Genomic DNA, 13325 nt, shown 5'->3' on the forward strand with positions numbered 1-13325 from the left:
AATTCTGTATTTTTGTGCTAATTAAACAGCTATTAAATATGAGTAATACAATTGTAAACGAAATGAAAATAGTAAAAGCAGAAAGCTCTAAAATACAAGATGTAGATTTTGATAATATAGATTTTGGTCGTGTATTTACAGACCATATGTTTTCTTGCGATTTTAAAGATGGAAAGTGGCAAACGCCAGAAATAACTCCTTATCAGCCACTAACAATTGATCCTTCTGCTAGGGTTTTTCATTATGGGCAAGCAGTTTTTGAAGGAATGAAAGCTTTTAAAGATGATAAAGATGGTGTCTGGTTATTTAGGCCTGAAGATAATTTTAACAGAATAAATATTTCTGCAAAAAGATTAGCAATGCCTGAATTTCCTAAAGAATATTTTTTTAATGGTTTAGAAACCTTATTAAAATTAGACAAGGAATGGATAAAAAAAGGAGACGGAAACGCGCTATACATAAGACCTTTTGTCATTGCTTCTGAGCCTGCAATCTCTGCTTCTCCTGCAAATGAGTATAAATTTATGATTATTTGCTCTCCTGTTAAAGCTTATTATAAAGATAAAATAAAAGTAGTAGTTGCTGAAAAATATAGTCGTTCTGCAGATGGTGGAGTTGGTTTTGCTAAAGCTGCTGGTAATTATGCTGCACAATTTTACCCAACCAAATTGGTTCAAGAAACAGGTTTTCAACAAGTAATTTGGACAGATGCCAATACGCACGAATACCTAGAAGAAGCTGGTACTATGAATATCTTTTTTAGAATAAATGATAAACTAGTAACTGCACCTACAAGTGATAGAATTTTAGATGGTATCACTAGAAAGAGTATTATTCAAATTGCTAAAGACAATAATATAGAAGTAGAAATACGTCCTGTTACTGTTAAAGAAATAAAAGAAGCTGCTAGAAACGGTAGTTTAAAAGAAATTTTTGGTAGTGGTACTGCTGCAGTGGTTAGTCCTATTTCTGCTTTTAAGCATGCAGAAGAAGTTTTTGACATTGTTGAACCAGAAAACACCTACCATGCTATGTTTAAAAGACAACTAATGGATATACAGTACAATATTGCTGAAGACAAACATGGATGGCGTTATAAAATATAACATCTATCTTATACTAGATTAAAAAAAAGAGAAGCAAATGCTTCTCTTTTTTTATTTAAATTTTATTTATCTAATATCTCAGAAATATTAGGTTTAAAGTAATTTGGGCCTTTAAGTACTTTACCATCTTCTCTGTAAATTGGTTGTCCATCTTCGCCAAGTTTACTCATATTGCTTCTTTGTATTTCATTAAAAACCTCTTCTATTTTATCTTGCATACCATGCTCTATAATTGTACCACATAGAATATATAACATGTCTCCTAAAGCATCTGCAACCTCAACCAAATCATTGTTGTTTGCTGCTTCTAGGTATTCTTCATTTTCCTCTTTCATTAAATTAAAACGAAGCGTATTTTTTTCTTTCCCTAAATCTGCTTTTGGTGCTTCTCTATGTCCTATTTTAAAAGCGGTATGAAATGCTTTTACTGCTTCAATTTTATTTTTCATATAAATTTTTATTTTTCCTTTCCGTGAAAACGGAATTCTTATAATTTAGTTTCTTAATTTTGCATAAAAGTATATATATGTTTAGTAATGGTCAAATCGTTTTCGGAATTTTATTTGCAATAGCATTTATAATAGCACTTATTTACACCTACCGAAAAGACTTAAATTTACATAAACGTCACTATAAAGGAAGCATCTGGGTTTTAGTTGCTTTTATTTGCTTTATTCTATTTATTGTATCTATTAAATACATTTTTAAATAATAAAACTTCTTTTTGCTTCTTAAAGCTTCTTTCTTGGGTATTTTCCTTTTTAAACTATTGCCTGAAAAAATTTCACAACTTATAACAAGAATTTGTAACAAGTAGTAATAAAATATGGTAAGGGTTTACCTTATTTACCTCTTGCCTATTTTCTTGATAATGCACTAAAAACAAAAAGCCTTCAAGTGTTACATGAAGGCTTTTATAGAAATTAATAATTACTTCTACTTAGTAAGAAAACTGTACTCTTTACTATAGTCTAACATTTGTCCAACAAAGGTTTCTGGTTGTGTTACTTGTATTGCAGTAATTTCACCTTCTGCATTTGTTTCAGGAACAAGTACAGGGTTTACAAAACCACTATAAGGAGCAGATGTAAATTGCTTGTTACGTTCTAAAATTTCGGCATGTAATGCTTGGTCTACTTTTACACCATAATTTTCTACCAAGGCCTCAACAGCTTTATAATCTCCTTCAGATTTTATACGTTGTGTTTCACGTAATAACTCACCAAATAAGTCGTGTAATTTATCGTAATCATTAATATTATAATAGGTTTTTCCGTCACGTGATATTTTTTCAATCACGTTGTCTGCTTGTCCTTTTTCAAAAACCCAAGCACTTACCCATTGTCTGTTTCGCATATGCGCTTCTTCTACATCATCACCTAAATTTAAACGGATTAATTGTGTCATTAACCCATTTCTAATATAACCATCATAAGCTGCTTTACCAACAGATTTCCAATCGTCTACCAAACCTAATTCTTGTAATTTAGGATTGTATAAATAATAAAGACCAACTAAATCTGCACGTCCTTCTTCTAAAGTAGAGGCATAATTTTTAAGCGTTTCTTTAGTTTCACCAACACCAGGATTTAATTGCCCTGAAGCATGACCAATAACTTCGTGTAATGCTGTGTGTAGTTTATCTGCTAGCTGTCCATATTTTTCTTCTAGCAGCTCTTCTTCTTCATCGTTTACAAACTCTTTTAATCTACCTGTACTTCCTGCATTATTATAAGCATGAATGATGTTACCTAAAGAAACCGATTTACTTCCTACTGCAGCACGAATCCAATTGGCATTTGGTAAATTAACACCTATTGGTGTGCTTGGCGATGCATCACCAGCTTCACCTGCAACATTAACCACTTTATAGGTTACACCAACAACATTTTTCTTTTTATGCGCATCTATTAAAGGTGAGTTGTCTTCAAACCATTGTGCATTATCAGATAATACTTTCATTTTTTGAGACATGTCAAAATCGTTAATTTGCACAATACTTTCATAAGACCCTCTATATCCTAACGGATCATTATACACCTCAATAAAACTATTAATATAATCTACATTTCCTGCAGTTGCTGCTGTCCATGCTACATTATAATCATCCCAGGTTTGTAAATCTCCTATTTTGTAGTACGCTATTAATAAGTTTAGTGCATCTCCTTGCGCTTTATTTTCGGCAACACCTTGTGCCAACTCTAACCATTTAATAATTTCGTCAATAGCAGTACCATATAATCCTCCAGATTTATAAACCATTTCTTTTAATTGGCCATTTTCTTTTACCAATTTAGAATTTAATCCATAAGACAATGGCTTTTCTGGGTTTGGTGATTTTTTATTTTTATAGAAATTTTCTACATCTGCATTGGTAACATTAGGTCCGTAAAAATTAACCGCAGAAAGTGCTACATTATCTACACCTTTAGCCTGGTTTACTTTTTTAGCGTCTTTATCGTTAAAAATTACAGCAAAAGCTTCTCCTTTTAAAGTAGTATTGGTTTCTGCTAATAACAGCTTTAAGTAATCTTCAGAAAATTCTGGTTTTAGCTTATCATTAGAGTAATGATGGTGAATTCCGTTACTAAACCATACACGCTTTAAATACATTTCAAAAGCTTGCCAATCTGCAGTAGTTTTATCTCCATTATAATTGGTGTAAATAGCTTCTAAGGCTGCTCTAATTTCAAGGTTATGTCTGTAGTTTTGGTCCCACATAATATCTCTTCCAGCCAAACCAGCTTGCGTTAAATAATAAACTAGTTTTTGTTCTTTTAAAGTTAAATGCTCCCAACCTGGAATTTGATAACGTAATATCTTAATGTCGGCAAACTGCTCTACATTATAATCAAAAGTCTGTTCTTTTTTTACTGCAACAGGTGCTTCTACTGCTGTTTTCTTTTCTTGGTTACAAGACACTAAAACAGTACATGCTAAAGCAAAACTTAATAGTTGTTTCATTTTTAAAATTTTAAATATTGAAACACAAATGTAACACTTATTGATACAGAATAAAATTGATTATCTTTGAAAAACACCTAAAACCTAATACATGAAAACTTTTAAATACTTCTTATTGGTATTACTAATACTAATTATTGGTTTTTTCACCTATGTTGCTGTGCAACCAAATGCGTATAATATTAAAAGAACGAAACTAATTAATGCTCCTTCGAATGTTATTTACAACAATATTAACGATTTAAAACAATGGGAAAATTGGGGACCTTGGCATGATGCAGACAGTACTATTGTAACGACCTATTCTAAAAACACTATTGGTATTGGTGCTACTTCTAACTGGACAAGCAAAGATGGCCCTGGTAATATGAAAATTGTAAATACAATACCTAACAAAACAATAGACTTAAAATTACAATTTGGAGATTACGAACCTACAGATATTATTTGGACACTTGAAGAAGTTGAAGGAGGTACAAGTGTAACTTGGGCAATGAAAAATGACAACAACCCTTTTATGTTTAAAATTTTTGGTGCATTATCTGGAGGAATGGATAATATGCTAGGTCCTATGGAGGAGCAAGGCTTAAAAAACTTAGCTAAAGTTGTAGATGAGCAAATTAAAAATATGCCAAAAGCATTTAAACTAGGAGATATTGAAGAAGTAACTTTAACAGCGCAAACCTTTATTGGGTATTTGCAAAAGACTTCTACAGAAATGAGTCATGAAGAAATGTCAAAACTTTTTATGGAGTTTATGCCTAAAGCAGGAATGTATATTGCAGACAAATTAGCTCCTGATGCATATATTCCTGGTACTTTTTACACCAAATGGGATGAAGAAACTAAAGAAGCAGAATTCTATATTGGTTTATTATTAAAAAAAGAAGTTGCTCCTGCAGAAGGCATGACCAAATTAGAAATTCCGGAAGGCAAAGCCCTAAAAATTGCTAAATTTGGTAACTATGGCACAGGAGATTATGAAGCGCATACTGCTATTGGCACATACATGCAAGATAAAAAGATAGAAATGAATGGTGCTTCGGTTTGGGAATTGTATGTTAATGACCCAACAACCGTTGAAACAGAAGATATACAAACAGATATTTACTACCCTATTAAATAAAATAGAATTATAACTTAATAAAAAAGCAGCTCTTCTTGAGCTGCTTTTTTTATTTAAAAGAAAGACTTATATTATTAATTTCCTTTTAAACAAATGGTTTTTGGTAAATGTTTGCCATCATGCATTTTTATACTATTCACAACAGTTCGCGGTTTTGCATACAGCGTAATAGCACCACAATTTTTTATTGTAGAAGCAGTAAACTCAAAGTTACCACTAAACTCTGTATCTGCAGGATTTGTTGGTATTACATGCTCTAAAATACTTACTGGAATATTATTAATATTTGTAGATAGTCTATAATATTCAATATGACTTTCAGACACCGAAAAATTACCTTTAATTGGCAATCCTTTTATAAAATGCGAACAATCACCATAGTTTTCTATATGCAACTCTAAAACAGGACTTGCATTATCTATTTGAATAATTTTACTGAAAGATGTGCCGTCAAGATGCTCAATGGTAATTCGAATAGCATCATTTGTAGAATGATAAAATTTTGCAACAGCGTTAAATGAATTATTTGAAGCATCACCATAATACGTGTATTCATTTGTCACGGGATCTGGATTTGAAACATAAATAACCTCATCCATAATAAACGAATTAGAAACATAATAACTGGTTCCGTCATTCATATTATCTACTCGTACTTTATAGCGTTGCCCATCAAAAGCATTTGTTTCTGCTTCTACAATTATTAGTCCGCCAAAAGCACTACCAGAAGTAACAGGTAAACCAGTAAACTTAAAATGTGCACTTGGAGTGGTTAGTCCTGTTGCATCAATATAATCTATATCTACGCCACCAATAGCTACTATTTCTGGTCCACTACCTTCAATAACTCTTTTTGGTTGCAATTGTACGTAAGACTCTAAAATATTTCCCCATCTAGAACACTCCATATCTTCAGGAGCTACATTCCAAGACAAAATAGCCTTTACTTTAAGCACTTGAGGTGTAGCACAATCTTTCTTTAAACCATCAAAATTATAGGGCAAAACCACCGAGTAAAACAAACCATTGTCTGGTACTTCTGGTATATCATGAACCGTTACATGAGAAGTTCCGGCGTGAATCCATTGGCAATCTTCTTCGTTCTGGATCCAAAAAGAAACATACTCCTTACTACCTGCAGTGCATAAACTACCACTATAACCAGAAGATTTTTTTATTTTTATAGTTCCTACTAAAGCTTCTCTATTATAATCTGCACCAACACAAACTAATTCTTCATACTGGGTATCACAATTTAAATTATTCAAATCCAACAAACTATCTGTGAGGTTCCAATTATTCACCTCAAAAAGATTTGAAATTTCATTGTACGCCAAGGTATCTGAAATATGCATTGCTTGATGTAACTCTTTATAAGCAAAGCGATGTGGTTTAATTTTTTCATTATTATATAAACCCGAAAGTTGTGTAAAGTTTAATGTTTTAGGCATTAAAGAAGCTTTTGCTTTATTTAAAACCGACATGTTTTCTGGTTTCCCAATGCTTAATTGATTTAAAGATATATTAGGGTTTAAAATTGCCGAATTAAACAAATCATCTAACTCAAAAATTGGAAAATCAGGTATAAAAAGTTTATACGAATCCATTTGAATTTGTACATCTTTTTTATCACTCCAAACATAAGTACCAAGTGTTAAATCTGGATCATTTGGTTCTGGTATAACATTCCATGCAAGAACGGCCCTTACCATTGGTAAATTAGCAGAAGAGCAATAAGCTCTTTTAGGACTAATATCTAATCTTAACACATAACTTATTGGTGTTTCATTATTACCATCACAATCTTTATTGGTAGCTATATCATGTACATTTACACCTACAACTCCCATATCTTCCCAACCATCACCATTTTGATAGTCCATATAAAATCGCACATATTCATACGATCCGTTAGCACATAAAGCACCAGAATATCCTGTTGCTCTTTTAATATTAATAGTAGCTGTTAATTGTTTTTTTGCCGCATTATACCCTACACACCCCAAAGATTCAAAAGTGGTATTTAGTTTTTGACTAAAAGCACTTAATGGTGATTTTAATTTTAATTTTGAAAGGGCTTTATTTCCTGATGTTAAATAAGGTTTAAATTCTTGTCTTGCAATTACTAGCTGCTTGTCGCTTAATTTTTCCATGATTTTTTTATTTAAAAAACACCTACTCTTTTTAAGGTTTTTCGGTTTACACCTTATTGCTAAGTTTGTATATTCATAAAGAATGCATTCAAATATTAATAGGTAAAAAGGAAAAAGGTTAACATGTTTAAAAAATTAATTCGGTTGTAATTTAATAGATAGTATATTTGTTACTATGAAGAATTTATTACTTGTATTTGTAGGTGGAGGTTTTGGTAGTGTATTGCGTTATATTATAGGAAAATATTTAAACAACACCGAAAATGGAATCCCTTACGGAACATTTTTAGCAAACGTTTTAGGTAGTTTGTTTATTGGTTTTATACTTGGTTATGCATTAAAACACAATAGCCTTTCTGCCAACCAAACCTTATTACTTGCTACGGGATTTTGTGGTGGATTTACTACCTTTTCCTCTTTTGCATATGAAAATCATGTGTTTTTAAAATCTGGCGACTTTACAAGTTTTGCTATTTATACTATTGCCAGCTTTGTTTTAGGTTTCCTTGCCGTTTTCTCAGGAATGTATTTAGCAAAATAATACAGTGTAATGCTTACTAAATACTCCTATAAACACCTCTCTTTAGCTAAAGAGAGGTGGATTTCCATATTTAAAAATTCTGAGCGTTTGACCTAAAATGCGAAGCTATTTTAAATTACAGCACGCAGCCTACTAAAAACTACTTCACAAAAGCCTTTACTCCTGCATTAATAGTTTCATCTACATAATTTTCTCTAGGTACAATTGGGCAAGAAAACTTGGCATTATAGGTACAATACGGATTATAAGCTTCATTAAAATCAAGCATTAAAGTATCTCCTTCCGGAATACGCAAATCCATATAACGTCCTCCTCCATAAGTAGTGTCTCCATTAGTATTATCTAAAAACGGGAGAAATAAATAATCTTCAAATCCTGCTTTATTCATTAAATCCTGACCTTGATATACATTTAAATTGTATGTGTTGCCATGCATTGTAAAAGACAAAACACCATAAATACGTTCATTAGAAACATAGTCTGTAGTCGTTTTCATTTTAAACCATTTAGAATCTGGTGTTCTTTTTAAGACTGCTTTTACAACATAGGCAGAATCATATTTAAAAAAGTCTAAGCTTCTAAAGGTCTTTCTATCTTTATCTTTTAAAGGGGATTTAGACGCGTCTTTAAACTCTGCATTTTTTTTACGTTGCCAATCGGTATCTCCTAATAAAGGTAATTTTTCTTGTGCACAACTGCAGGTTACTATAAATAGAATAAGATAGAGAAAGTTCTTCATGCTAATATTTTTTTCGGTTTAAAAATACAACTTCTTATTATTTTGTTTAGCTTTGACTTATAATAAAACAAAAAAAATGATTACTTGTAGTATTACATATACAGAAAGACGTACCTCTTCATACAGAAGTAGGGCTTGCTATATATTGTGCTGATACTATTATTAATTTATACAATATAAAAAAGTCCGACTTCTACGTCGGACTTTTTATTTTTAGTAAACAATTTATTTCTTAAAAAAAGGAATAAATACAACAACCAACCAACATGAAAAAACTATTTCACAACTATATAAATACCTTTAAAGGGCTCTCTACAGAAGTTTGGTGGCTTGCGTTAATTACTTTAATTAACAGAGCAGGAACTATGGTTATTCCATTCTTATCCTTATACCTTATTGAAGATTTAAATTTCACGCTTAAAGATGTAGGCTGGATCATGTCTGCCTTTGGTTTAGGCTCTGTTGCAGGTTCTTGGCTAGGCGGAAAACTAACCGACAAAATTGGCTATTACAAAGTAATGGTAAGAAGCTTACTCTCTACAGGAGTACTATTTATAGCGCTTCAGTTTTTAAATACTTTTGCTACTTTATGTGTTGGTATTTTTTTAGTGATGCTGGTTGCAGATATGTTTCGTCCTGCCATGTTTGTGGCCCTAAGCGCATACAGCAAACCCGAAAACAAAACAAGAAGCGTAACCCTTATACGTCTTGCTATTAATCTTGGTTTTTCTGCTGGTCCTGCTGTTGGCGGACTAATAATTACAACCATGAGTTATAGTGGTTTGTTTTGGGTAGATGGTATTACTTGTATAATAGCAACCTTAGTATTAATTAAGGTATTAAACCCAAAAACAGCAAAAATTCAAGATAATATTGTTGTAGAAAACCCGGATTCAGCCTATAAAGACCATGCTTTTTTAATTTTTCTTGTTGCTATGTTTTTGTTTGGTTTTGTGTTTTTACAATACTTTTCAACCATGCCTATTTATTACAGAGAAAAACATCTATTAAGCGAATTTAAAATAGGCTTGCTTCTTGGTGCTAACGGTTTCCTGATATTTTTATTAGAAATGCCACTAATAAAATGGCTAGAAAACTCAAAATACACAAAAACAGGTTTAATGCTTTTTGGTGCTATGCTAACCGCATTAAGCTTTTTGGTGTTAAACCTAACCGCTTTTACAGGAATACTAATTATAGGTATGTTTTTAATGACGCTAGGCGAAATGATTGCCTTTCCGTTTTCTAATGCCTTTGCCTTGCAACGAGCAAAAAAAGGAAACCAAGGAGAATACATGGCTTTATATTCTATAGCATTTTCTATTGCTCATATTTTTGGGCATAATGCTGGAATGCAATTAGTAGATGGGTTTGGCTATGATAACACCTGGTATATCATGACTGTTTTAGGAAGTATTTGTGCCTTTCTTTTTCTCTTTTTAAAAACGTATATGAAAAACAAAAACGACAAACAATAAGAGTGTTTTTAACTTAACATCAAAGAAGAACAAAAAGGCTTTAAAGATTTTTAAAGCCTTTTAATCTCTTTATTTTTTACCACATGAGAAAGTACAATTTGCGTTTTACTTTCACCATACACAATAAGTTGGTCTATAAAAGTTTCAAGGTGCTTTTGATTTTTTAAAACCACTTCCATTACAATATTTTCATTGCCTGTAATTCTATAGCAATTAATCACTTCATCAAAGGTTTTTACCTTTTCAAGAAAGGGCTTTAACTTTCCCATAAAAGCACTTAAAGTAATAAGAGCTTTTAGCTGGTAACCAACTTCAAAAGGAGAAATTAATGTGATGTGATTTTGAATAATTCCTAAATCTTCCATCTTCTTAATACGCTCTGAAACTGCAGGCGAACTAATACCTACTTGCCTACCAATTGCTGCATTTGACTGTCGCGAATTTTCTTGCAAACATGTTAAAATTTTCCAATTAAGATTATCTAAACTCATTATTAAAGTATTTCTTTTAAATAATTTAATTTTTAAAGCAAATATACAATTTTGCTTTAAAATCAAAAGACAAAAATACCTACTTGTCACTAATTTTGATAGAAACCGTAAAATAAATTATGTTAGCGCATATTCCTTCTCATCTTTCCAATTTACCAATATACAAGCAAGCCTTGCTTATTTTTATTTTGTCTAGAAGTATTTCTAACTATTTAAGCCAAGATTTGGCGCATTTAGAAGAAGATGGTTCAGAAGATGAACACATTTATTTTTCTGGTGATATTGTGCAACATTCTATATCACTTGCTCCAGAAATTATTAATGCAGAAATGGAACGTTTTTCAGAAAAAAAACACAAGCATATTGCAGCAATACGATTTTTAACAAGTAGATTATATAGCCATTGCAGAAGACTAGAAAAATGCAATAGTAATGGCAAAGACTATATTCCTATTTTAAGAAAAGAGCTTAAAATATTTAAAAAGTTGCAAAATAGCTGGATGCATACTTTGTAGGCTTACTCCATTTTCACAATCTGCGCATGATACATAAAAGACTCTTGCAGTCTTTCATATTTGCTATGCATACTTTCTGCTAGAATAATATATTGGCATTTTTGAATACTTTCTGTAACACGTAACACATCATTATGATAGTTGTTTCGTATTAAAAACTCGGCATCATCTAAAGCAAAAATTTGTAGTTGCCCTAAATGCACACTATTCATAAAATAGAGTTTATTTAAGCGTTTTGGTGTTGCTATTAAAACATCTACACCATAGTAAATTTCTTCACGTTGTTGGTCTAAAGTTTGTTCTTCGTAGGCAGCGTAAATTCTTAAATCGGTACGTCTTGTAAACTTTTCAAACTCCGCTTTTAAATCTAAAGCAGCTTGTTTGTCTTTTACTAAAATTAAAGCTCTAGGAGAATCTTCAAAAGCTTCCGCCTTTAGTTTATGAATGGTAGCAATAATTAAAGCAGTTGTTTTACCAAAACCAGCAGGTGCTAAACCATATACATTTGCTCCTCCTTTTAATTTTGGCAATATTTTTTTCTGAAACGCTAAAGGGGCTTCAAATTCAAGAGTATTTAAGGCTTCTTTTAATAATGGATTTAGTTTTTTAAAGGACATGCTAAATTAATTTGTATGTTGTAAAACAAGTAAGTTGCTTTCATTGCATACAAAGGTACGTATTAATGACACATTTTACAGTCTGCTTTGTCTTTGATTTCTCCAACCAAAAACCCATCCTCATTAATTACAAAATCACAACAGTCTACAAAGCCTTGTGCTATCATTTTTCGTCCGCGTTGTATTTGTGATTTTACTGTAGGTAAAGCTAACTGTAATTGCTTTGCTATTTGTGCTTGTTTTACTCCTTTTATATCACTTAAAAACAAAGGTTCTCTATACTTTTTAGGCAAACTCTTAATAATACCATGTAAACAATCTGCTTCAGTATGTTCTAACTTTTGTTCTTCAAAAATAAAATCTTCATCTGTAGTTTCATACACTATTTCTTTACTTCTAAAATAATCTAAAACCGTATATCTGGCTATAGAGAACAGCCAAGATTTAATCTTATTTTCATCTTTTAAAGTATGTAACTTAGTATGTACTTTTATAAAGGTTTCCTGCAATAAATCTTCTGCTACAACGGCATCTTTTACCTTACTTAAAATAAAGTATTTAATGTCATCTGCATGTAATTTCCAAATATCTTTAGTATTCATACTCTTATGTTAAAAACAACGCTAATCTTAGTATAAAGTTACTAAAACTAGCGCTAATATTGTCTTTTTTAAGTCTTGCTTAACAATTACAACTGCTACATGTGCAATTTTCGCAAGTACAATTTTTACAATTTCCTTTTGCACAACCTTCACAATTGCACGTACATTCTTTATTTTTCATGATATCTATTTTTATGTGTTCATATAATAGACGAAAAGGTTTTAAAAAAGATGCAAAAAAGAACAAGTTTTTTTAAGAACTAGCTTACCTCTACTGTTGCCACATGAGTAATAGGGAAATTACAAGAATTAGCAATAAAGCAAAGTTGATTTGCTTTAACATGAAGGCTTTGTGCTAAGTCTTTTTGACTAGCATTTTTTATTGTAACAACAGGTTGTAATCTTACTATTTTAAAATTCCCACTACCTGAAGCATGCACTTCTAAATCGCCTTCTGCATGATCTGTATAGCTTAAAACTTCAATATTATGTTGCGCACAAACGTATAAATAAGACATCATATGGCAGGATGTTAAGGCAGACAATAATAAATCTTCTGGATTGTACAAGTTGTCATCTCCTCTAAACGGTTTTGCTGCAGATACTTGTAATGTCGAAGTTTTATTAGCAATTAAAACCTCATGGTTTCTGCTAAAGCTTCTTGGATTACTTGTACTTTCTCCATCATTAATGGTCCAATTTACTTGCGCTTTAAAGGTGTGTTTTATAGCCATTACTATTTTGTATTTTGGTGTAAAAAAAGCGTTTCTTAAAGAAACGCTTTTTTATTTTATTTTTTTGAGGTTTTAAAAATTTAGATGCTTCGCTTTACCCTGAATAACACTTTGCTTTTATTCAACCAAACAACCTTTCATGTCATTCAGAAGGAGGTACGACTGAAGAATCTTGAACTATTACAACCCTTGTCTTTGAGATGCTTTGCTCTGAATGACAAAATAAACACGAACAATATCGTATAAAATTAATTACCTT

Annotated in this window: 13 protein-coding genes; 5 read left to right on the forward strand and 8 right to left on the reverse strand. The window is 31.5% G+C overall.

Annotated elements, in window-relative coordinates:
* The first annotated feature begins 38 nt into the window (after positions 1 to 38).
* On the forward strand, positions 39 to 1106 hold the full coding sequence (locus KO494_RS11930) for a branched-chain amino acid aminotransferase (RefSeq protein ID WP_215967844.1): 1068 nt from the start codon (positions 39 to 41) through the stop codon (positions 1104 to 1106).
* 62 nt (positions 1107 to 1168) lie between these two features.
* Here the strand turns inward: KO494_RS11930 and KO494_RS11935 are convergent, their stop codons facing one another.
* Together KO494_RS11935 and KO494_RS11940 are read right to left on the reverse strand one after the other, a co-directional pair.
* Positions 1169 to 1555 (reverse strand): nucleoside triphosphate pyrophosphohydrolase family protein, encoded by a 387-nt coding sequence (locus tag KO494_RS11935; protein WP_215967845.1) that lies wholly within the window; start codon positions 1553 to 1555, stop codon positions 1169 to 1171.
* 487 nt (positions 1556 to 2042) lie between these two features.
* Positions 2043 to 4070 (reverse strand): dipeptidyl peptidase 3, encoded by a 2028-nt coding sequence (locus KO494_RS11940; protein WP_215967846.1) that lies wholly within the window; start codon positions 4068 to 4070, stop codon positions 2043 to 2045.
* Between the two features lie 91 nt (positions 4071 to 4161).
* Here KO494_RS11940 and KO494_RS11945 point away from each other — a divergent pair, with 91 nt between their 5' ends.
* Positions 4162 to 5196 (forward strand): GyrI-like domain-containing protein, encoded by a 1035-nt coding sequence (locus KO494_RS11945; RefSeq protein WP_215967847.1) that lies wholly within the window; start codon positions 4162 to 4164, stop codon positions 5194 to 5196.
* Positions 5197 to 5270: 74 nt separating this feature from the next.
* On the opposite strand, the gene KO494_RS11950 is transcribed toward KO494_RS11945, so the two are convergent.
* Positions 5271 to 7349: a hypothetical protein gene (locus KO494_RS11950; RefSeq protein ID WP_215967848.1), complete on the reverse strand. Its 2079-nt coding sequence runs from the start codon at positions 7347 to 7349 to the stop codon at positions 5271 to 5273.
* Between the two features lie 175 nt (positions 7350 to 7524).
* On the opposite strand from KO494_RS11950, the gene crcB reads away from it, so the two are divergent.
* Positions 7525 to 7890: a fluoride efflux transporter CrcB gene (crcB, locus tag KO494_RS11955; protein ID WP_215967849.1), complete on the forward strand. Its 366-nt coding sequence runs from the start codon at positions 7525 to 7527 to the stop codon at positions 7888 to 7890.
* Between the two features lie 139 nt (positions 7891 to 8029).
* Here the strand turns inward: crcB and KO494_RS11960 are convergent, their stop codons facing one another.
* Positions 8030 to 8629: a DUF1684 domain-containing protein gene (locus KO494_RS11960; protein ID WP_215967850.1), complete on the reverse strand. Its 600-nt coding sequence runs from the start codon at positions 8627 to 8629 to the stop codon at positions 8030 to 8032.
* Positions 8630 to 8895: 266 nt separating this feature from the next.
* On the opposite strand from KO494_RS11960, the gene KO494_RS11965 reads away from it, so the two are divergent.
* Complete coding sequence (locus KO494_RS11965; RefSeq protein WP_215967851.1) at positions 8896 to 10107, forward strand: MFS transporter; 1212 nt, start codon at positions 8896 to 8898, stop codon at positions 10105 to 10107.
* Between the two features lie 50 nt (positions 10108 to 10157).
* Here KO494_RS11965 and KO494_RS11970 read toward each other — a convergent pair whose 3' ends face one another.
* The gene (locus KO494_RS11970; RefSeq protein ID WP_215967852.1) at positions 10158 to 10598 is read right to left on the reverse strand and encodes an Lrp/AsnC family transcriptional regulator; all 441 of its coding nucleotides are present in this window, start codon (positions 10596 to 10598) and stop codon (positions 10158 to 10160) included.
* A gap of 119 nt (positions 10599 to 10717) precedes the next feature.
* On the opposite strand from KO494_RS11970, the gene KO494_RS11975 reads away from it, so the two are divergent.
* On the forward strand, positions 10718 to 11113 hold the full coding sequence (locus KO494_RS11975; RefSeq protein WP_215967853.1) for a hypothetical protein: 396 nt from the start codon (positions 10718 to 10720) through the stop codon (positions 11111 to 11113).
* 2 nt (positions 11114 to 11115) lie between these two features.
* Here KO494_RS11975 and KO494_RS11980 read toward each other — a convergent pair whose 3' ends face one another.
* From KO494_RS11980 to KO494_RS11990, 3 genes are all read right to left on the reverse strand, one after another.
* Positions 11116 to 11730 (reverse strand): DEAD/DEAH box helicase, encoded by a 615-nt coding sequence (locus tag KO494_RS11980; protein ID WP_215967854.1) that lies wholly within the window; start codon positions 11728 to 11730, stop codon positions 11116 to 11118.
* A 62-nt stretch (positions 11731 to 11792) separates the two neighbouring features.
* Positions 11793 to 12332, reverse strand: a complete 540-nt coding sequence (locus KO494_RS11985) for a sigma-70 family RNA polymerase sigma factor (protein WP_215967855.1) — start codon at positions 12330 to 12332, stop codon at positions 11793 to 11795.
* Between the two features lie 260 nt (positions 12333 to 12592).
* Positions 12593 to 13066, reverse strand: coding sequence for an OsmC family protein (locus KO494_RS11990; protein WP_215967856.1), 474 nt, complete (start codon positions 13064 to 13066; stop codon positions 12593 to 12595).
* Positions 13067 to 13325: the final 259 nt, after the last annotated feature.

The organism is Lacinutrix sp. C3R15, from assembly GCF_018860825.1.
In the GTDB taxonomy this organism is placed as follows: Bacteria; Bacteroidota; Bacteroidia; order Flavobacteriales; family Flavobacteriaceae; genus Oceanihabitans.

What these genes read in the sequence shown, in the direction of transcription:
- KO494_RS11930 (WP_215967844.1), top strand. Translation starts at nt 39, where the DNA reads ATGAGTAATACAATTGTAAACGAAATGAAAATAGTAAAAGCAGAAAGC.
- KO494_RS11935 (WP_215967845.1), bottom strand. Translation starts at nt 1,555, where the DNA reads ATGAAAAATAAAATTGAAGCAGTAAAAGCATTTCATACCGCTTTTAAA.
- KO494_RS11940 (WP_215967846.1), bottom strand. Translation starts at nt 4,070, where the DNA reads ATGAAACAACTATTAAGTTTTGCTTTAGCATGTACTGTTTTAGTGTCT.
- KO494_RS11945 (WP_215967847.1), top strand. Translation starts at nt 4,162, where the DNA reads ATGAAAACTTTTAAATACTTCTTATTGGTATTACTAATACTAATTATT.
- KO494_RS11950 (WP_215967848.1), bottom strand. Translation starts at nt 7,349, where the DNA reads ATGGAAAAATTAAGCGACAAGCAGCTAGTAATTGCAAGACAAGAATTT.
- crcB (WP_215967849.1), top strand. Translation starts at nt 7,525, where the DNA reads ATGAAGAATTTATTACTTGTATTTGTAGGTGGAGGTTTTGGTAGTGTA.
- KO494_RS11960 (WP_215967850.1), bottom strand. Translation starts at nt 8,629, where the DNA reads ATGAAGAACTTTCTCTATCTTATTCTATTTATAGTAACCTGCAGTTGT.
- KO494_RS11965 (WP_215967851.1), top strand. Translation starts at nt 8,896, where the DNA reads ATGAAAAAACTATTTCACAACTATATAAATACCTTTAAAGGGCTCTCT.
- KO494_RS11970 (WP_215967852.1), bottom strand. Translation starts at nt 10,598, where the DNA reads ATGAGTTTAGATAATCTTAATTGGAAAATTTTAACATGTTTGCAAGAA.
- KO494_RS11975 (WP_215967853.1), top strand. Translation starts at nt 10,718, where the DNA reads ATGTTAGCGCATATTCCTTCTCATCTTTCCAATTTACCAATATACAAG.
- KO494_RS11980 (WP_215967854.1), bottom strand. Translation starts at nt 11,730, where the DNA reads ATGTCCTTTAAAAAACTAAATCCATTATTAAAAGAAGCCTTAAATACT.
- KO494_RS11985 (WP_215967855.1), bottom strand. Translation starts at nt 12,332, where the DNA reads ATGAATACTAAAGATATTTGGAAATTACATGCAGATGACATTAAATAC.
- KO494_RS11990 (WP_215967856.1), bottom strand. Translation starts at nt 13,066, where the DNA reads ATGGCTATAAAACACACCTTTAAAGCGCAAGTAAATTGGACCATTAAT.